19 protein-coding genes are annotated in these 18,801 nt (G+C 71.0%); 5 read left to right on the forward strand and 14 right to left on the reverse strand.

Going from position 1 to position 18,801, the window contains the following annotated elements; genetic code table 11:
- Position 1: 1 nt before the first annotated feature.
- The 7 genes from ACH5AC_RS03920 to mce form a co-directional block, all read right to left on the reverse strand.
- Complete coding sequence (locus ACH5AC_RS03920; RefSeq protein WP_398859988.1) at positions 2 to 853, reverse strand: ABC transporter permease; 852 nt, start codon at positions 851 to 853, stop codon at positions 2 to 4.
- Positions 850 to 2,001, reverse strand: coding sequence for an ATP-binding cassette domain-containing protein (locus tag ACH5AC_RS03925; RefSeq protein ID WP_398859989.1), 1,152 nt, complete (start codon positions 1,999 to 2,001; stop codon positions 850 to 852). The genes ACH5AC_RS03920 and ACH5AC_RS03925 overlap by 4 nt, the downstream gene beginning before the upstream one ends.
- Positions 2,002 to 2,125: 124 nt before the next feature.
- Complete coding sequence (locus tag ACH5AC_RS03930) at positions 2,126 to 2,896, reverse strand: ABC transporter permease (protein WP_398859990.1); 771 nt, start codon at positions 2,894 to 2,896, stop codon at positions 2,126 to 2,128.
- Between the two features lies 1 nt (position 2,897).
- Complete coding sequence (locus ACH5AC_RS03935; RefSeq protein ID WP_398859991.1) at positions 2,898 to 3,854, reverse strand: ABC transporter ATP-binding protein; 957 nt, start codon at positions 3,852 to 3,854, stop codon at positions 2,898 to 2,900.
- A gap of 91 nt (positions 3,855 to 3,945) precedes the next feature.
- Complete coding sequence (locus tag ACH5AC_RS03940; protein WP_398859992.1) at positions 3,946 to 4,884, reverse strand: cellulose-binding protein; 939 nt, start codon at positions 4,882 to 4,884, stop codon at positions 3,946 to 3,948.
- 183 nt (positions 4,885 to 5,067) lie between these two features.
- Entirely contained in the window at positions 5,068 to 9,201 is a 4,134-nt protein-coding gene (gene scy / locus ACH5AC_RS03945) for a polarized growth protein Scy (protein ID WP_398859993.1), read from the reverse strand.
- 208 nt (positions 9,202 to 9,409) lie between these two features.
- A complete protein-coding gene (mce, locus tag ACH5AC_RS03950) occupies positions 9,410 to 9,850 on the reverse strand; it encodes a methylmalonyl-CoA epimerase (RefSeq protein ID WP_398859994.1) in 441 nt (146 codons plus the stop codon).
- 148 nt (positions 9,851 to 9,998) lie between these two features.
- Here mce and ACH5AC_RS03955 point away from each other — a divergent pair, with 148 nt between their 5' ends.
- Both ACH5AC_RS03955 and meaB read left to right on the forward strand, forming a co-directional pair.
- On the forward strand, positions 9,999 to 11,195 hold the full coding sequence (locus ACH5AC_RS03955) for an acetyl-CoA C-acetyltransferase (RefSeq protein WP_398859995.1): 1,197 nt from the start codon (positions 9,999 to 10,001) through the stop codon (positions 11,193 to 11,195).
- Positions 11,196 to 11,225: 30 nt separating this feature from the next.
- On the forward strand, positions 11,226 to 12,182 hold the full coding sequence (gene meaB, locus ACH5AC_RS03960) for a methylmalonyl Co-A mutase-associated GTPase MeaB (protein ID WP_398860074.1): 957 nt from the start codon (positions 11,226 to 11,228) through the stop codon (positions 12,180 to 12,182).
- Positions 12,183 to 12,319: 137 nt separating this feature from the next.
- On the opposite strand, the gene ACH5AC_RS03965 is transcribed toward meaB, so the two are convergent.
- The 4 genes from ACH5AC_RS03965 to ACH5AC_RS03980 form a co-directional block, all read right to left on the reverse strand.
- Positions 12,320 to 12,796, reverse strand: coding sequence for a MarR family winged helix-turn-helix transcriptional regulator (locus ACH5AC_RS03965; protein ID WP_398859996.1), 477 nt, complete (start codon positions 12,794 to 12,796; stop codon positions 12,320 to 12,322).
- Positions 12,797 to 12,888: 92 nt separating this feature from the next.
- Positions 12,889 to 13,644 carry an AIM24 family protein gene (locus ACH5AC_RS03970; RefSeq protein ID WP_398860075.1) on the reverse strand — a complete coding sequence of 252 codons (756 nt, stop codon included), beginning with the start codon at positions 13,642 to 13,644 and terminating at the stop codon, positions 12,889 to 12,891.
- Positions 13,645 to 13,667: 23 nt separating this feature from the next.
- Positions 13,668 to 14,318: an AIM24 family protein gene (locus ACH5AC_RS03975; RefSeq protein WP_398859998.1), complete on the reverse strand. Its 651-nt coding sequence runs from the start codon at positions 14,316 to 14,318 to the stop codon at positions 13,668 to 13,670.
- Between the two features lies 1 nt (position 14,319).
- Positions 14,320 to 14,952 carry an AIM24 family protein gene (locus tag ACH5AC_RS03980; protein WP_398860076.1) on the reverse strand — a complete coding sequence of 211 codons (633 nt, stop codon included), beginning with the start codon at positions 14,950 to 14,952 and terminating at the stop codon, positions 14,320 to 14,322.
- Positions 14,953 to 15,157: 205 nt separating this feature from the next.
- On the opposite strand from ACH5AC_RS03980, the gene ACH5AC_RS03985 reads away from it, so the two are divergent.
- Genes ACH5AC_RS03985 through ACH5AC_RS03995 form a run of 3 tightly spaced genes read left to right on the forward strand, consistent with a single transcriptional unit; the run spans position 15,158 to position 16,282 of the window.
- Positions 15,158 to 15,502, forward strand: coding sequence for a DUF3817 domain-containing protein (locus tag ACH5AC_RS03985; RefSeq protein ID WP_398860000.1), 345 nt, complete (start codon positions 15,158 to 15,160; stop codon positions 15,500 to 15,502).
- The gene (locus ACH5AC_RS03990; protein WP_398860001.1) at positions 15,499 to 15,801 is read left to right on the forward strand and encodes an MTH1187 family thiamine-binding protein; all 303 of its coding nucleotides are present in this window, start codon (positions 15,499 to 15,501) and stop codon (positions 15,799 to 15,801) included. The genes ACH5AC_RS03985 and ACH5AC_RS03990 overlap by 4 nt, the downstream gene beginning before the upstream one ends.
- 40 nt (positions 15,802 to 15,841) lie before the next feature.
- Positions 15,842 to 16,282: a hypothetical protein gene (locus ACH5AC_RS03995; RefSeq protein ID WP_398860002.1), complete on the forward strand. Its 441-nt coding sequence runs from the start codon at positions 15,842 to 15,844 to the stop codon at positions 16,280 to 16,282.
- A 37-nt stretch (positions 16,283 to 16,319) separates the two neighbouring features.
- Here ACH5AC_RS03995 and ACH5AC_RS04000 read toward each other — a convergent pair whose 3' ends face one another.
- Genes ACH5AC_RS04000 through ACH5AC_RS04010 form a run of 3 tightly spaced genes read right to left on the reverse strand, consistent with a single transcriptional unit; the run spans position 16,320 to position 18,441 of the window.
- The gene (locus tag ACH5AC_RS04000) at positions 16,320 to 16,973 is read right to left on the reverse strand and encodes a TetR/AcrR family transcriptional regulator (RefSeq protein WP_398860003.1); all 654 of its coding nucleotides are present in this window, start codon (positions 16,971 to 16,973) and stop codon (positions 16,320 to 16,322) included.
- Complete coding sequence (locus ACH5AC_RS04005; protein ID WP_398860004.1) at positions 16,970 to 17,665, reverse strand: DUF4166 domain-containing protein; 696 nt, start codon at positions 17,663 to 17,665, stop codon at positions 16,970 to 16,972. Before ACH5AC_RS04005 ends, ACH5AC_RS04000 begins: the two co-directional genes overlap by 4 nt.
- Entirely contained in the window at positions 17,662 to 18,441 is a 780-nt protein-coding gene (locus ACH5AC_RS04010) for a hypothetical protein (RefSeq protein ID WP_398860005.1), read from the reverse strand. Before ACH5AC_RS04010 ends, ACH5AC_RS04005 begins: the two co-directional genes overlap by 4 nt.
- Positions 18,442 to 18,801: the final 360 nt, after the last annotated feature.

An 18,801-nucleotide genomic window follows, 5' to 3' on the forward strand; every position in this document is an offset into this window, starting at 1 on the left:
CTCACACGTCCCGCTGCTCCAGCAGCGCGAAGGCGAGCGCGAACACCGCGGCCGTGGCGCCGAGCGCGATCCACAGCGGGTCCCAGCCGGTCGGGCCGCTGTCGCTGAGGGACGACTCGTAGAACACGCTCAGCTGGTTGGGGATCGAGTACTCCAGCAGGAACTGGCGCACGTCCTCCAGCGACGACGAGAACATGAACAGCGCGATGACCAGCGGGGCCAGCAGCACACCGATCATGATGGTGATCGCGCCGGCCGAGTGGCGGATGATCGAGCCGATGGCGAGCGAGACCATGCCGAGCAGCGCGATGTAGAGGGACACCCCGACGGTGCCCTTCAGCCACTCCGCGCCGGACGGCTCGGCGGCGTCGGTCACCATGGCCACGTCGAAGAGGGCGACCACCAGGCTGGACACCAGCGTGACGGTGAACGCGACGAGGAAGAAGACCAGCGCCTTGGCGCCGAGCACCCGGCCGCGCGAGGGGCAGGCGGTCATCGTCGTACGGATCATGCCGGTGCCGTACTCGGAGGCCGTGGTCAGGACGCCGAGCGTGATGACGCAGATGCTGCCGAGCAGCAGACCGAAGAAGCCCAGGCCGAGCGGGTTCTGGCCCGACATGTCGCCCTCGGAGGCGTTGGCGGCGACCAGCGCCGCGGTCCCCAGCCCGAGGCCGACGACCAGCAGCACGAACACGCCCAGCGTCCACATCGTCGAGCGCACCGACCGGATCTTGGTCCACTCGGAGGCGATGGCATGCCCGAGGTGTGTGCGCACGATCGGGATCGGCGAGGTGTAGGCCGGGTACGCGGCTCCCGGCGCCATCTGCGGCGGCTGCGACTGGGGGGTGCTCATCGTGCGTCCTCGGACTGGTTCGGGGCGGATGCGGGAGCCTGCGGGGCGAACGGCTGGGCGTACGGGTTGGGCGCGCCCGGGGCGGGGACCGCGCCAGGGGCGGCGCCCTGGCCGCCGTAGGGACCCGTGGGCGGCGGCGGGGCGTACCAGCCCGGCTGGCCCTGACCGGGGACCGGCATGGGCGGCTGGGCGCCCGGCGGCAGGGGCTGCTGGAGGCCGGCCTTCTGGTCGATCGTCGAGCGGTAGTCGACGGCGCCCTGGGTCATCCGCATGTACGCCTCTTCCAGCGACGCCTGGTGCGGGGACAGCTCCCACAGCCGTACGTCGCTGTCGTGCGCGAGGTCGCTGATGCGGGGCAGGGCCAGTCCCGTCACCCGCAGGGCGCCGTCCTGCTCGGGAAGCACCTGCCCGCCCGCCTCGGTCAGCGCCGCCGTCAGCTTCTCCCGCAGCTGCGGCTCGGTGTCCGGGGTGCGCACCCGGGCGAAGCCCGCGGAGTTCGCCTCGATGAAGTCCTGCACGCTCATGTCGGCGAGCAGCTGACCGCGCCCGATGACGATCAGATGGTCCGCGGTCAGCGCCATCTCGCTCATCAGGTGGGAGGAGACGAAGACCGTACGGCCCTCGGCCGCGAGCGCCTTCATCAGGTTGCGCACCCACAGGATGCCCTCGGGGTCGAGGCCGTTGACCGGCTCGTCGAACAGCAGCACCTGGGGGTCGCCGAGCAGCGCGGCGGCGATGCCGAGCCGCTGGCCCATGCCGAGGGAGAAGCCCTTGGAGCGCTTCTTCGCCACCTCCTGCAGGCCCACCACGCCGAGCACCTCGTCGACACGCCGCGCCGGGATGCCCGACAGCTGGGCGAGGGACAGCAGGTGGCTGCGGGCGGACCGGCCGCCGTGCACGGCCTTCGCGTCCAGCAGGGCGCCCACCTGACGGGGCGCGTTCGGCAGCTTGCGGTACGGGTAGCCGCCGATCGTCACCGACCCCTCGGTCGGGTTGTCCAGCCCGAGGATCATCCTCATGGTCGTCGACTTGCCCGAGCCGTTCGGCCCGAGGAAGCCGGTGACGGCACCGGGCCGCACCTGGAAGGAAAGGTTGTACACAGCGGTCTTGTCGCCGTAGCGCTTGGTCAGGCCGACTGCCTCGATCATGCTCCGCACCCATCGAAAGGTTCAGGACAGCGGGAACACCCGCCCCCGTAAGGGTTAGGAGGATATCGAGGCGCTGACGGTTCCACCCAAGGGGAGGTAAAAAGAGATCGTTCCGTGCCCGCTCCTACGCGTCACGCCGCTTCAGCAGCACGTAGCCCCCGATCAGCGCCGCAGCCACCCACACCACCATGATCGCCAGCCCGCCCCAGGGCCCGTACGGCGTGTCGTCGTCGACCGGCGTGACCACCTGCATGATCTTGCTGCCGGCCTGGTCGGGCAGGTACTGGCCGACCTTCTTCGTGGCGTCGACATTGCCGAGGATGTTGGAGATCAGGAAGAAGAACGGCATCAGGATGCCGAGCGACAGCATCGGCGAGCGCAGCATCGCGGCCACGCCCATCGAGAACACGGCGATCAGGGTCATGTAGATCCCGCCGCCGATCACCGCGCGCAGCACCCCGGGGTCGCCGATCGACGCCTTGTGCTCGCCGAGCATCGCCTGCCCGAGGAAGAACGCCACGACGCTGGTGGCGAGGCCGACGACGAGGGCCAGCCCGGTGGCCACCGCGATCTTGCTGAACAGGAAGGTGGCGCGCTGCGGCACCGCGGCGAGCGAGGTGCGGATCATGCCGGAGCTGTACTCGTTCGACACGACGAGCACCCCGAACACGATCATCGCGAGCTGACCGAGACTCATCCCCGCGAAGCTGATGAACGTCGGGTCGAAGGACAGTTGGTCGCGCTCGCTCAGGTTCGCGAACTCGTTCTTCGACAGCGCCGCGATCAGCATGCCGAGGGCGATGGTGACGATCACGGCGAGGGAGAGCGTCCAGACCGTGGACGCGACGGAGCGGATCTTCGTCCACTCGGACCTGATGACCTGGGTCGCCGCCATGTCAGTCCCTCCTCCAGTCGTCGCCCCACTGCGCCGCGGGAGCAGCCGCCGCCGGGTCGGTGTGCGCGTGGTACTCGACCGACTCCGCGGTCAGCTGCATGAACGCCTCCTCCAGGGACGCCTGCTGAGGGCTCAGCTCGTGCAGCACGACGCTGTGCTGCGCCGCCAGCTCCCCGATCTGCTCCGACTTGCCCCCGTCGACCTCCAGCACCTCGCCGGCCTCCACCGCGGTGATCCCGGCCCCGTGCAGGACGTCGAGCAGCCGCTCACGCTGCGGGGTGCGGATACGGACGTACGACCGTGAGTTGCGGGCGATGAAGTCGGCCATGGAGGTGTCGGCGAGCAGTCGGCCCTGCCCGATGACGACGAGATGGTCCGCGGTGAGCGCCATCTCGCTCATCAGGTGCGAGGACACGAACACCGTCCGGCCCTGTGCCGCCAGCGATTTCATCAGGTTCCGGATCCAGTGGATGCCCTCGGGGTCGAGCCCGTTGACCGGCTCGTCGAACATCAGGATCCGCGGATCGCCGAGCAGCGCGCCCGCGATGCCGAGCCGCTGGCCCATGCCGAGCGAGAAGCCCTTGGCCTTCTTCTTCGCCACCGAGGTCAGCCCGACGGTGTCGAGCACCTCATGGACCCGTTGGCGAGGGATGCCGTTGCTCTGCGCCAGGCACAGCAGATGGTTGAAGGCGCTGCGCCCGCCGTGCACGGCCTTCGCGTCCAGCAGGGCGCCGATGTACTTCAGCGGATCCTTGAGCTGGTCGTAGTGGATGCCGTCGATGCGGACGTCACCGGCGGTGGGGCGGTCGAGCCCGAGCATCATGCGCATCGTGGTGGACTTGCCGGCGCCGTTGGGGCCGAGGAAACCGGTGACGACCCCCGGTCTCACCGTGAACGTGAGGTTGTTGACCGCCACCTTCTCGCCGTACCGCTTGGTCAGACCTTCGAGCTCGATCATGCGGCCACGCTAGAACGGGACGGAGCCCTCTGCCACATCAGGGGCAGAGGGCTCCGTAGGTTTTCAGCCGCTGTACGCCGGGCCGTTACCGTTACCGGGACTGCTGGGCCGGAACGCTCCGGGAGATCGGCTCGTCGTCCGTCGCCGGGGCGCCGGCGGCGGCCACCGCGGCACCGGTGAGCGTCGCGAGCATCTCGCGGACGTTCGTCAGCTGCGCGTTGATGGAGTCGCGGCGGTTGGTGAGGGCGGCCAGCTCGCGCTCGGATTCCGAGCGGATGCGGTCGGCCTTGGCGTTGGCGTCGGCCACGATGTCCTCGGCCTGACGCTGTGCCGTCTCCACCGTCTGGCGGGCGCGGCGCTCGGCGTCCGTGCGCAGCTTCTCCGCCTCCAGGCGCAGCTGCTCCGCGCGGTGCTCGATCTCGGCGAGGCGCTTCTCGGCCTTGGCCTGACGGGACGCCAGGTCCCGCTCGGACTGCTCGCGGCGCTTGGCGAGGTTCGTCTCGAAGTCGGCGGCGGCCTGCGCGGCCTTGGCGCGCGTCTCCTCGAAGAGGGCGTCCGCCTCCTCGCGCTTGGACTGCGCGTCCTTCTGCGCCTCGGCACGCAGCTGGGAGGCGTCGCTCTTGGCCTTCTCGACGATCCGGACGCCTTCGTCCTCGGCCTTGGCCTTGCGCTCCGCAGCGAACGATTCTGCGTCGTTGCGCACCTGCTGGGCCGCCGACTCGGCGAGCTCACGGTGCTGCTCGGCCGCGCGGCGGGCCTCCTCGCGCAGATCCTTGGCCTCTTCCTCGGCGAGACGCAGGATCTTCTCGACGCGGGCGCCGAGACCGGCGTAGGACGGCTCGGACTCCGTCACGGCCGCCTGCGCGTTCTGCGTCTCGAGATGGAGCTCCTCGATGCGCTTTTCCAGAGCGGTGATGCGGGCGAGAGCGCTGTCACGGTCGGAGACGAGCTTGGAGATCCGTTCGTCCACCTGAGCGCGGTCGTACCCACGCCGCACAAGCTCGAAGCCGTAGGGGGAAGTGTCGCTCATGGGGTTCCTGTCGAATGAGACCGGTGAGGTGATAGGTGGAATCCTAGGGGCCGTAGCGGCGTGTCATCGAGCGGATGCGTGTTTGATCTGGAAAATGACACCCCTTTTGGGTGGCTGAACGCCGGACGGCTTGCCAAAGACCAGGGCAAAGACCCCAGACTTCACCGGAAACCGCCCACTTCGCTAGCTGTCCGTAGACTTGCCACCCGATCGAGGCGCTCCGACTGTCGCGCCCGCCTTGACCCCACCGTCCTTGCCGGACGACGGCGCCTCGAAGGACTCCAACGCCTCCAGGACGTCCTGGACACGGGAGATCTCGGCGTTGATGTCCTCCCGGCGGCGCACCAGCACCTCCAGTTCGCGCTTGCCCTCCTCGACGGTGCGCCGGGCCTCCCGGATCGCCTCCGCCTTGAGCTCCTCGGCCTCCCTGACGAGCGACGCCTTCTTCTGCTCGGCCTCCTTGAGCAGCCCCTCGGCCTTCTTCACGGCGGCGATACGGACCTTGCCCGCCTCGGAGTTGGCCTCCGACACCAGCTCCTTCGCCTTCGCCTGCGCCTTGGCGAGCTGCTCCTCGGCGGCCTTGATGAGCGCGTCGCAGCGGTCGCCCGTCGACTTCATGGTCTCGGCGACCTCGCGGCGGGCCCGCTCGTGCAGCTGCTCGATCTCGCCGGTGATGCGGTCGCGCAGCTCCTCCGCGCGCTCCCTTATGGCGGTGGCGTCCCGGCGGGCGCCGACCAGCAGCTCGTCCGCGTCCGTACGGGCCTTCTCCACCCGGGAGTTGCCCTCGACGGTCGCCTCCTTGACGATCCGCTCGGCCTCCTTGCGGGCCGCGCCGACCATCGTGTCGGCCTGCGACTCCGCGTCCGCGGTGGTCTGCAGGGCCTGCTCCTGCGCCTCGGTGAGCAGCTTGTCGACCTCGGCGGTGGTCTCCGTGATGAGCTTGTCGACCTGTTCGGCGGCCTCCGAGCGCCGCTTGTTGGCCTCCTTGCGGACCTCGTCCAGCGTCCGGTCGGCCTCCTCCCGCGCGGAGTTGACCAGCCGTTCGGCCTCCGCCTCCGCCTTCGCCCTGACCCGCTCGGCCTCGGCGCGCAGCCGCTCGGCGTGCTGCTGGGCCGCCCCCACCGTCTCGGCGGCCCCGGCGCGCAGCCGCTCCGCCTCGTCGGTGGCGTCCCCGATGAGCTTCTCCGCCTTGGCGACCGACTCGGCACGGACCCGCTCGGCCTCGGCGGCCGTCTCGGACTGGAGCCGCTCGGCCTCGGCGATGGTCTCCGTCTGGAGCCGCTCCGCCTCGGCGCGGGCCTCGGTGATGAGCGTGTCGGCCTGGGTGGCGGCGTCCGACCGGATGCGGTTGGCGTCCTCACGGGCGTCGGCCCGGGTGCGTGCGGCGGACTGGTCGGCCTCGGCCAGCGCGTCCGCCACCTCGGCACGGATCCGGTCGGCCTCCTCGCGGGCCGAGGTGACCAGCCGCTCGGCCTCGGCAGCCGTCTCGGACTGGAGCCGCTCGGCCTCGGCGATGGTCTCCGTCTGGAGCCGCTCCGCCTCGGCGCGGGCCTCGGTGATGAGCGTGTCCGCCTGAGTGGCGGCGTCCGACCGGATGCGGTTGGCGTCCTCACGGGCGTCCGCGCGGGTCCGGGACGCGGCCTGGTCGGCCTCGGCCAGCGCGTCCGACGCCTCCGTACGCACCCGCTGGGCGTGCGCCGAAGCGTCCGTACGCAGCCGCTCGGCCTCCGCGATCGCGTCGGCCACCGTGCGCTCGGCGAGCGCCTTCGCGGCCTCCGACGCCTCCTGCGTCTCCCGGCGCAGCCGCGCCGCGTCCTCACCGGCCCGCTCCCGCTCCGCGTAGGCGTCGGCGCGGACCCGGTCCGCCTCCTCCTCGGCCTCCCGGCGCGTACGGTCGGCCGCGTGCTCAGCGGCGCTGCGCAGCCCGGCGATCTCCTCCTGGGCCTGCTCGTGCAGCCCGGCCACCGAGTCCCGCACCTGCTGGGCATGCTGTTCGGCCGCGGACACCATCTCGCCGGCCCGCCGCTCGGCCTCATCGACCAGCCGGACCGCCTCGGCCTGCGCGTCCTCGACCCGCTTGCGCGCGCTGGCCAGCAGCTCCTCGCTCTGCTCGCGGGCCCGCTCCCGCTCCTGGTCGGCCTCCTGCCGGGCCGCGCCGAGGGTCTCCTCGGCCTCCCGACGACGCCGTACGGCCTCCTCCTGCGCGGCGGCCAGTGTCTCCGACGCCTCCGCCGCCAGTCGCTCCGCCGCGGCCTGCGCCTCCGCCCGCACCCGGTCGGCGCTGTCCTGCGCCTCCGACTTCAGCCGCTCCGCCTCCGCCGCTGCCTCCGACCGCAGACGTACGGCGACGGACTCGCCCTCGGCGCGGGCGGCGGACGCGTCGGCGGCGGCCTCGGTGCGCAGCCGGTCGGCCTCCTCCTCGGCCTGCTGCCGCAGCGTACGGATCCGCTCGGCGGCCTCCGAACGCAGCCGGTCGGTCTCCTCGGCGGCCTCGCGGCGGATCCGCGCGGCCTCCTCCCGGGCCTCGGTCAGCGCCTGCTCGGCGGAGGCCAGCCGGGCCTCCGCCTCCGAGTGCAGCCGGGTCAGCTCGGCGGCGGCCTCGGCCTGCCGCGCCTCGACGGCCCGCTCGGTCTCCTCCCGCAGCTCACGCGCGGCCCGCTCGGCGTCCGCCGTGACCGCCTCGGCCTGCTCGACGACCTCCGCCCGGTGCCGCTCGGCCTCCTGCCGGGTCCGCTCCAGGGTCTCCTCGGCCTGCCGGCGCAGCGCGGTGGCGCGCTCGATGGCCTCGGTGCGGACCTTCTCGCTGTCCGCCGTCGCGCTCTGGCGCAGCTCGTCCGCGTCCGCCTTGGCCTTCGCCAGCAGCTCCTCGGCGGACTTGGCGGCCTCCTCGATCTTCTGGACGGCCTCCTTGCGCGCCTCGGCCCGGATCTTCTCGCCCTCGGCGACCGCCTCCGAGCGCAGCTGCTCGGCCTCGCCGCGCAGCCGGCGGGCCTCCTCCTGCAGCTCGACCGTCTTGGCGCGGTACTCCTTGGTGTCGTCCTTCGCCGCGCCCTTGAGCTGCTCGGCGATGTCATGCGCCTCGGCACGCAGCCGGTCCGCCTCGGCCTCGGCCTCCTTGCGGATCCGCTCGGCCTCCTCGGCCGCGGCCTTGGTGGTGTTCCTGGCGTCCTCGGCCGCCTTGTTGAGCACGTCCTCGGCGGTCTTCGCCGCCTTCGACAGCTGGGTCGCGCTCTCCTCGGCGGTGATCGTACGAGCCTTCTCGGCGGCCTCCGCGACCAGCTTCTCCGCCTCGGCGCGGGCGTCGGCGAGCGCCTGCTCGGCCTCCGCCTTGGTCGCCTCCGCCTCCTTGGTGGCCTCGCTGACCAGCCGGGCGACCTGCTCCTTCGCCGTACGCGTGCGGGTCTCGTTGGCGGCCTCGGCACTCGACAGGGTCTTGGCGGCGGCCTCCTTGGCCTCCGCGGCCAGCTTCTCCGCCTCGGCCTGCGCCTTGCGCAGCGCCTCCTCGGCCTGCGCCATCCGCTCCTCGGCGGCGCGGCTCAGCTCCTGCGCCTGCCGGCGGGCGGCGTCCGACTCGGTCACGGTGGACGAGCGCAGCGCCTCCGCGTGGTCGCTGGCCTCCTGGGCCTGGGTGGACGCGGCGTTCAGCAGCCGCTCGGCGTCCGTGCGCGCCCGGCGCAGGATCTGCTCGGCCTCCGCGCGGGCCGCCTCCGCCTCGCTCTGCAGCCGCTGCCGGGCCTCACCGGTCAGCCGCTCGGCCTCCGCGCGGGCGGCCGCCATGGCCTGCTCGGCCTCGGCGCGGGACTCCTCCAGCAGCCGACGGGCCTGTGACTCCGTACGGGCGCGCAGCTGCTCGGCCCAGGCCACGTTCTCGTTGACGTGCGCCTCGACGGTCTGGCGGCGCTCGGCCAGCTCCTGGTCGAGCTGCTGGCGGCGGGTCACCGCCTCCTGGTGCAGCTCCGCCTGGAGACGCGCGGCCTGCTCGGCGTGCTCCTGGAGGATCCGCTGGGTCTGCGCCCGCGCCTGGCTCAGCTCACGCTCGGCGTCCTGGCGCAGCTGGTCGGCCTGCACCTGCGCGTTCCGCAGCAGCTGCTCCGCCTGGTACCCGATGTCGCCGCCGTCGAAGGCGGGCCGGGTCATGATGGTGCGCCGCGCCTCGTGCAGCTTGGCGCGCAGCACCTCGACCTGGTAGCCGAGGTCCTCGGCGTGCTGGATCGCCTTTTCCCGTTCGGTCTTCAGCCGCTTCATCTCGGCTTCGAACCGAGTGAGGTGGTCGACGTCAGCCGCCGGCTCCCGCTCCTGGCTCTCGTAGCCCCGCACTGCGCGGTCCCATCCGTCCCCTGGTCGAAGGCTTCTCCAACGAGCTCCGTCCATCCGCCGGACGGGGCCCCCGGGGAATGGTGTCAGATCAACGGCGCAGCATGGGCTACTGCCCGCCGCTCGTACCCCCGAAACCCGGACCCCGGCACACGGCCGCCCCTTTGGGGGAGCGACCGCCCCCAACCCTACCGGCCCATATGTACGTGGGTCAGTGCTCAGTCGACTCAACAGGCGCCGAAGTGACCAGTTCTGTCAGAACACCATGACAGTCCTTGGGGTGCAGGAAGGTGATCCGTGACCCCATGGAACCGCGCCGGGGCTCTTCGTAGAGCACCCGGACACCCTTGTCGCGGATGTCCCCGGCCTCCCTGTCCACGTCCGCCGTGCCGAAGGCGATGTGGTGGACGCCCTCGCCGTTCTTGTCGAGCCACTTCGCCACCGTGGAGTCGGGGCGGGTCGGCTCAAGGAGCTGCAGGTAGGAGGCGCCGCCGTCGGACGTCTCGTTGATCTTGAGCATGGCCTCGCGCACGCCCTGCTCCTCGTTGACCTCGGTGTGGAACACCTCGAAGCCGTATGTGGCCCGGTAGAACTCGACGGTCGCGTCGAGGTCGTGGCAGGCGATCCCGATGTGGTCGATTCGCGTCAGCATGGATTCAGTGGAGCGCCCAGGAGGTGGTTACGCAACGTGCGCGCGATCACACCGACGGCCCGATGACGGCACGAAGTGCCACTCAGTACATTCGAAGTAAACCCTCGTTCACTCCTCGGCTGTGCAGCCGGTAAGGGGATCGCAGCTCATGTCATCTACCAACAGCTCGGTGATTGTCGCGGGTGCGCGTACGCCCATGGGACGACTGCTGGGTTCGCTGAAGTCCTTCTCCGGAGCCGACCTCGGCGGCTTCGCGATCAAGGCCGCCCTCGACCGTGCGGGGATCGGTGGCGACCAGGTGCAGTACGTCATCATGGGCCAGGTGCTCACGGCCGGGGCAGGGCAGATCCCGGCACGCCAGGCCGCGGTCAAGGCGGGCATTCCGATGAACGTCCCGGCGCTCACCGTCAACAAGGTCTGCCTGTCGGGCCTGGACGCCATCGCCCTGGCGGACCAGCTGATCCGCGCCGGCGAGTTCGACGTGATCGTCGCCGGCGGCCAGGAGTCCATGACCAACGCCCCCCACCTGCTCCCCAAGACCCGCGAGGGCTACAAGTACGGTGCGGTGCAGATGCTCGACGCGATGGCGTACGACGGTCTGACCGACCCCTGGGAGACCATCCCGATGGGCGAGTCGACGGAGAAGCACAACGCGCGCCTCGGCATCGGCCGGGCCGAGCAGGACGAGATCGCCGCCCTCTCGCACCAGCGGGCCGCCGCCGCCCAGAAGAACGGCGTCTTCGAGGCCGAGATCACCCCGGTCGAGATCCCGCAGCGCAAGGGCGAGCCGGTCGTCTTCAGCAAGGACGAGGGCATCCGCGCCGAGACCACCGCTCAGTCGCTGGGCAAGCTGCGCCCGGCGTTCACCAGGGACGGCACCATCACCGCCGGCACCTCGTCGCAGATCTCCGACGGCGCGGCGGCCGTGGTCGTGATGAGCAAGGCCAAGGCGCAGGAGCTGGGCCTGGAGTGGATCGCCGAGATCGGCGCCCACGGCAATGTCGCCGGCCCGGACAACTCCCTGCAGTCCCAGCCGTCCAACGCCATCCTGCACGCCCTGAAGAAGGAGGGCCTGGAGGTCTCGGACCTGGACCTCGTCGAGATCAACGAGGCGTTCGCCGCCGTGGCCGTCCAGTCAATGAAGGACCTCGGGGTGTCCACGGAAAAGGTGAACGTCAACGGCGGAGCCATCGCCCTCGGTCACCCGATCGGGATGTCCGGCGCCCGGCTCGTGCTGCACCTGGCGCTGGAGCTGAAGCGACGCGGCGGCGGGGTCGGCGCGGCCGCGCTGTGCGGTGGCGGCGGCCAGGGCGACGCGCTGATCGTGCGGGTCCCCAGGGCCTGACCTGTCTTTCCCTACGTGAACGGAGCTGTGATGCAGGACGTCTCCTCGTTGGTCGCCCAGGCCAGGGAAGGCCGGCCCCGGGCCGTGGCCCGGCTGATCTCCTTGGTGGAGGGGGCGTCCCCGCAGCTCAGAGAGGTCATGGCGGCGCTGGCCCCGCTGACGGGCGGAGCCTATGTCGTCGGCCTCACCGGCTCTCCCGGCGTCGGTAAGTCGACCTCGACGTCGGCGCTGGTGACGGCATACCGCAAACAGGGCAAACGGGTCGGCGTCCTCGCCGTCGACCCGTCGTCCCCCTTCTCCGGGGGCGCCCTGCTCGGCGACCGCGTCCGCATGTCGGACCACGCCTCCGACCCCGGCGTCTACATCCGCTCCATGGCCACCCGCGGCCACCTGGGCGGCCTCGCCTGGGCCGCCCCGCAGGCGATCCGCGTCCTGGACGCGGCGGGCTGCGACGTGATCCTCGTCGAGACGGTCGGTGTCGGCCAGTCGGAGGTCGAGATCGCCTCCCAGGCGGACACGTCGGTGGTCCTGCTGGCCCCCGGGATGGGCGACGGCATCCAGGCCGCCAAGGCGGGCATCCTGGAGATCGGCGACGTCTACGTCGTCAACAAGGCCGACCGCGACGGCGCCGACGCCACCGCCCGCGAGCTCAACCACATGCTCGGCCTCGGCGAGGCCCGCGGCCCCGGCGACTGGCGCCCCCCGATCGTCAAGACGGTCGCGGCGCGTGGCGAGGGCGTCGACGAGGTCGTCGAGGCCCTGGAGAAGCACCGCGCCTGGATGGAGGAACACGGAGTCCTCGCGGAGCGCCGCCTCGCCCGCGCGGCCCACGAGGTGGAGACCATCGCGGTCACGGCTTTGCGGGAGCGGATCGGTGACCTCCACGGCGACCGCCATGTGACCGCGCTGGCGGAACGGATCGTGGCGGGGGAGCTGGATCCTTATCGGGCGGCGGATGAGCTGGTGGCGGGGCTCACGGAGAGCTGAACCGCGGATCACCCTGACCCCGCGCACTGCCTGACTTGGGGCAGGTGCAAGGGCAGCGGGGGATCAGTACCACCGGCCGAGCGCCCGCAGGCGGAGCTCTGTTGGAGCTCCGCCTGTCCGATGACGCCGTAGCGGCGTCAGGGGCGGCCCCGCTGCCCGCGGAGGTGTTCCGCGATGGGCTTCAGGGCGTGGTCGAGTTCGACCATGGCCTCCGGGGAGAGGAGGTCGATGAAGTGGCGGCGGACGGACGCCACGTGGTGGGGTGCGACCTTCTTCATGGTCTCCATGCCGTGGTCGGTGAGGACCGCGTAGAGGCCGCGGCGGTCGGACTCGCAGTTCTCGCGGCGTACCAGGTTCGCGTTCTCCATGCGGGTGATCTGGTGCGAGAGGCGGCTCTTGGACTGGAGGGTGGCGGACGCGAGGTCGCTCATCCGCATCCGGACGTCCTCCGACTCGGAGAGATTGACCAGGATCTCGTAGTCGTTCATTGTCAGGCCGAACGGCTGCAGGTCCTTTTCGAGCTGGTACGTCAACAGCCTGTTGACCTCCAGGTGGGTGCGCCAGGCGCACTGCTCCGCATCGGTCAGCCAGCGCGTGGCCGTGTCGGTCTCCATGAATGAAGTCTACCTAAGATGTTGAAAGGCGAACTAATGAGGGTGGTGTGACGGTGCGCACGCGTTCGACGTCACACTCCGCAGACTACCGCTCACAGCCCGAAGCGACGCTGGAGGTCCCCCAGCTGTCCGGGAAGGCGCGGTGCCCCCGCCTGCGATCCCTGGGGTCCGTGACCCCCGCCGCCACCGGGTACCCCGGCCGCGGACGGGATCGCCCCCGTCGCCTGTTCCGCCATCAGCGTCTCGGACGACTGGAGCAGTACGGTGCCGGCCCCCACGAACTCGAACTGGTGCTCCTCCCCGGAGGTCCCCCCGAGGCCCGTCAGTGCACGTAGACCGCCCAGTACGCCTGTCATGTACCCGTGGTCGTAGTGGTGGCACGGGGACGGACAGTCGGCCCAGCCGACGAGTGCCTGTGGGTCCACCCGAATGGGAGGTTCCATGAACACCACCGGACCGTTAGATGCGGCCACGAACTTCCCGGTTCCGATCAGCGTCAGAAAACCCGGCACGATCGATTGCTTCAGCGACAGAGTTGGCTGAAAAGCGAGCAGGTTGCCCGAGCGAATGGTCAGGTTGCCGTCTTCCAGGTCGTACGAGTTGACGTCGAAGGCCCGGTCGGCGAGGAGCATCTTGCCCGAGCCCTGGGCCACCACCCAGTCGCTCGCGTGCAACGGCGAATGAAACGACGTACGGACAAGCCGGTCCAAAGCGCCGTGCCCGATGCCGTTGAACTCGATCGAGCCGTAGTAGGCGATCATCTTGCCCTTCTGCAGGAACCACTGGGAGCCCTTGAGCTCCACGCAGAAGGTGTAGCTGTCCACGTTGTCGTCGGCGGGCAGCGTCATCGGGTCGTAGATGGTCACAGCGGTCACAGCTTCTCCTCGGACGCCTGGACGTACACCGCACCGCTGCCGCTCAGCTCCAGCTGGAACGCCTCGCCGGAGCCGCGGCCCACCATGTCCCGCCAGCCGAGCGCGGTCGACAGCTTGTTGCGTACGTCGCCGTGGTGGGCGACGTACGCCTGCGGGTCGACATGGACGGGCCGTTGGGGGGTGATGGGGACCTCGATCACACCGCCGTGCGCCATGACGGCCACCGCGCCATGGCCCTTCAGGGTCGTCGTGAACAGCCCCTGGCCGCTGACCTGGCCGCGGACCATGCCCATGACCCCGCCCTGGGAGCCCATGAACATGGTCCCCTGCTGCAGGGTGCCCTCGAAGGCGAGCAGGCGGTCCGCCTCGACGTACAGGGTGTCGCCGGAGAGGTTGATCACCTCGATGTGGTGGCCGCCGTGCCCGAACAGCACCGTGCCGTTGCCCTCCACGGTCATCAGCGGGGTGTCCTCGTTGGCGAGCCGACGCCCGATCATGGACATCATGCCGCCCTGACCGCCCTGCATGTTGGGCGTGAAGGACACCTCGCCCTTGTACGCGAGCATCGCGCCGCGCTGACTGAACAGTCGCTGGCCCGGGGTGACGGTCGCCTCGATCATCTTCGAGTTGATCTCACGGAAGCCCATGTCACACATCCCCCGCGATCGTGGTCCGCTCGCTGGGCTGGACGTAGACCAGGCCGTCGCCCTCGAAGCGGATCTGGAACGCCTCGCCGCCGCCCTCCCCGAGGAACGTGCGGAACGTCACACCCGACTGGAAGGACTGCCGCAGGTTCCCCTGGTGCGCGACATACGCGCCCGGGTCGACGGTCAGCGGGTACTGAGCGCTGACCCGCAGCACGATCGCCGGCCCGTCGGACATGACCGCCGCCTGGCCGTGGCCCTCCACGGTCGTGGTGAACAGGCCGTTGCCCTGCGAGGCGCCGCGCAGACCGGTGAAGGTCGTCCCGGTCCTCAGTCCGCCGTCGGTCGCGAGCAGAGCGCTCGACTCCACATACAGCTTGTCCCCTTGGAGGCTTATGAGGTTGATGTCGGAGGCGCGGTCCGCGAACCAGCACGTCCCCTGCCCCTTCACCTCCATCATGGTCATCTGCTCGCCGGTGAGCCGCCGGGTCACCATGCCCCGCAGCCCCTCGCCGCCACCCGTCAGCTTCTTGAAGGCCATCTGCCCGTCATACGCGACCATCGAGCCGTTCTTCGCTTTCACGGCATCTCCGGTCATGTCGACGGCGAGCACCTTGCTGCCTTGCAGTCGAAACATCGCCACGAGAGGGAAGGTATCCGCCGCGCGGGCGGACCTGCCAGGGCCAAGGGGAGGAGAACGACCCTGAACGCACCCCTAGGGGCGGGTCGCCGACGCCGTTTGCCACAATGGACGAACGCTTGTGCGCGTGTTCACAAAGCCCCGACCGCGACAACCGGCTGAATCCAAGAAGCCCCCGACTGAATCCCAAGGTGACTGACCCGTGGACCTCAAGACAGCCTCCGCCCTCCGCCGCCTGCGCCTGGTCTCGGCCCCCGAGGCCGTGTCCTTCCTGATCCTGCTGGTCTGCTCGGTGCTGAAGCGGACCACGGACTTCAACGCGGTGCCCGTGATGGGCGCGGTCCACGGTGTGCTGTTCATCCTCTACGTGATCTTCTGGGCGGACGCCTGGAACCGCGCGAAGTGGGACCTGAAGACCGCCGCCCTCTACTTCGCCCTCTCCGTCCTGCCGGCCGGCGGCTTCTTCGCCGAGCGCAAGCTGCGCCGCGAGGCCGAGGACGCCGTGATCGCCTCCCGTGCCCGCAAGGAAGGCGTCGTGAACGCATGATCGTCGCCTTCTCCGTGACACCGCTGGGCGTCGGCGACGATGTGGGCGCGTACGTGGCCGATGCCGTACGCGTGGTGCGTGAGTCCGGACTGCCGAACCGTACCGATGCCATGTTCACCTCGATCGAGGGCGACTGGGACGAGGTCATGGACGTCGTCAAGCGAGCCGTCGCCGCCGTCGAGGCCCGCGCCCCCCGCGTCTCCCTCGTCCTGAAGGCCGACATCCGCCACGGCGTGACGGACGGGCTCACCTCCAAGGTGGAGACCGTCGAGCGGCACCTGGCGGGGCAGGGCGAGTAGCGCTGGGGGTGTGGTCGGTCGTCGCCGAGTCTGGTCTGTCATGGTCGAGCACGGTTTCACGGCCGACGGCTCGGCCCTGCCTCGCCCGCACGGCGTGCTGACACTCCGGACCGACTTCCGTGCGGACGGTGCGCCCTGGTACGAAACGGCTGTCACCGCCTATTACGCCGACACCGGCGGCCTGATGGCCGTCGCCGTCGACGCCCTGCGCGGTCCGCAGGTCTTCGTCGACGGCGACGCGTTGATCGGGCGGCCGCCGTCCCACGTGACCGAGGAACTCCACGCGCGCGCGCAAGCCCGGGGCCTGCTGCCCGGCTTCTCCGTCGAGGGGGACGCTTCGTCGCATGAGCTCGGCCTTCCGGTACGCGCACAGCGGGCCGGAGACGCCCTGCTGACCCGGGCGTTCTTCACCGGACCGTTCGCGCACTGGGCCGGCACGGTGCACGACTGCGTGCCGAGCCACGAGTGGCACATCCGCTGACGGCCCAGCCCCGCGGCTCTCCCTGCCGTCGGCCCCGTCACCGCCTCCCCGAAGCCCTCCGCAGGTACTGCCGCACCGCCCGCTGCGCCACCGGCCCCAGCTCCTCCAACGCGCTCACCAGGACGCCCAGTTGCTCCAGGGCGTCCAGGGCGGAGGCGGCGCCGGACGGGTCCGCGCCCTCGTAGAGCTCGATGCCGACGAAGGACGCGGCGACGGCGCGGGCCAGGCCCGCCGGGTCGGCGAACTCGCCGAAGGGAGTGCCCGCGAGGACCCGGACCAGGACCCTCTCGATCTCGACGATCCACAGGTCCAGGCCCGCCGCCGTGGCCGGACCCAGGGTCTCGTGGGTCTGGGCGCCCGCCAGGAGCTGGCCGAGCAGGGTGACATGGCCGCCCGCGCGTTCCTCCTCGTGGATGGCGCGGCCCACCGCCAGCAGCTCGGAGAGCGACCGCACCGCCGCTAAACGCTCCCGGTAGCGGGCCACCGACTGCTCCGCGCCGTAGTGGCAGGCCGCCGCCAGCAGTTCGTCCACCGAGCCGAAGTGGTAGAAGACCAGCGCCTGGTTGACCCCGGCGGTCGCCGCGACGGTACGGGCCGAGGTCTTGGCGATGCCCTGCTCGGTGAGGGTGCGCAGCGCGCCCTGAAGCAGCCTGGTCTTCGTCTCCAGGGACTTGGCCGTCTCCGGACTCACGCCCTGGCCTCCTCACGCACCGGCCGCAGCCCGGGCCGGACCCCGCGGCGGCCGGCATCGGTGTACGTCGCCGTGAAGGAGCCGTCGTAGCCGAACAGCGGGCCGAAGTACCGGTTCACGACCCGGACACTGATCCGGAAGCGGCCGGCTCGGTCGTCGTACGACTCCCGCACCTCCGCCGTCGCCCCGATCAGTTCGGGCACCCGCACATCCACCGGCCCCTCCCGGAACCGGTGCTCACCGGAGCGGATCAGCAGTGAACCGTCCGGCTCGGCGCGGAAGTACAGGTCGGTCGCGAGGTGCTGGTGGGTGCCCAGGTAGTCGAGGACGCGGTCGCCCTTCGGGCCGAGCACCATCTGGGCGTCGAAGCGGCGGGGCCCGCCGGGCAGGTCGAAGGTGCGCACGAAGCTCACCGTCTCACGGCCGAACCCGTCCACGTACGGCACGTTCTCGATCACGAAGGGCACCCGGCGGCCCGTCCTCGGGACGAGGATGTTGCGCGTCGCGCCGAGCGCCAGGAACGGCTTCACGAACCCCGGCCCGTGCCAGATCCGGTCCATCACCCCCCGGCCCGTGCACGCCTGACCGCTCGCCAGCCCCACCGAGAAGCGGCGGCGCAGCTGTGGGTGCAGCCGGTCGAAGTCGTCGCCCATCGCCGTACGGAAGATCGAGGTGCGGGAGGGTGACGTCATCGCGGGTTCTCCAGTGCTCGCAGCAGCCGGGGCGCCGACACGCCGGTCGGTGGCCGGCGCAGACAGCGGCGGGCGGCCGGGGTGCCCGCCAGGGGCGGGGTGAGAAGGGCCAGGCACAGGGCCACGCTCAGCAGCAGCGGGCACAGGAACGCCAGCGAGGCCGCGAGGGGGCCGAGGGCACGCAGCGCCGGGTCCAGGCCGGCGGCCAGCGCGGTGCCGGCGCCCAGCACCACCGTCGTACGGACGGCCAGCTCCGCCAGCCAGTTCCAGCGCGCCCGCTCGGGCGTGACGCCCCGCTCCAGCCACAGCCGCAGCCGGTCGAACGACCAGGCCGTCGCCCAGCCCATCAGCGGGCGGAACACCCAGCGGTCGGCGACCGCCCCGAGGCGTCCCCAGCGCGGGCGGTAGTCGTAGCCCGTCACAAAGCGCACCCCGTCGCCGTCGGGGATGTACCGCCAGTAGCCGCTGCCCTCCGCGAGGAGGGACAGCGGATGCGGGGAGGCGAAGCGCAGCGCCGAGGTGCGGGTGCCGTCCGGGCGCTCCCGCTCGCCCGCGCAGACGCCCGTGCCGGCGACCGTGACGAACGGCAGCACGCGCGTGGCGTACCGGAACCGCTGCGGCTCGCCCTCCGCGCGCGGGAGGCAGTCGATCCGGGTGAATCGCAGGTCCCAGCGCTGGTGTTGGGCGGGGTCCTGCGTCCGTGCCCACAGCTCGTCGAGGTCGGCACGGATCCGCGCCTCGATGTACAGCCCCTTCTGTCTGCCCGGCTGACCCATGTGCATCCCCCAGTAGGGCCGTTGTTCTTTTGAGCGACCGCTCAAATCTCTTCGAACGGGAAGGTACACCTGTTTGAGCGATCGCTCAATATGAGGGCTGACGTGAAGTCAGTCGCCGCCCGACACCGGCGCCATCCCCAACGGCGTCCGCTCGTACAGCACCTGATGCCCGTACCGCCGCGACGGCAGCAGCCCCGCATCCGGCCCTCGCCGGGGTCGCGGCGGAGCTGGTGGGGGTGCGGGCGACGGTCGTGGGTGCCGGGGCGCTGGGCATGGCGTGCTGCTTACTGCTGGTGGTGGAGGCGCGCAGAAGCGCGGTGTAGTCGGGTGGGCGGCGCTGCCCGGATGCGTTTACGGGCG

Origin of the sequence: Streptomyces sp. NPDC018693, from assembly GCF_044391385.1 — a bacterium.
Lineage (GTDB): Bacteria > Actinomycetota > Actinomycetes > Streptomycetales > Streptomycetaceae > Streptomyces.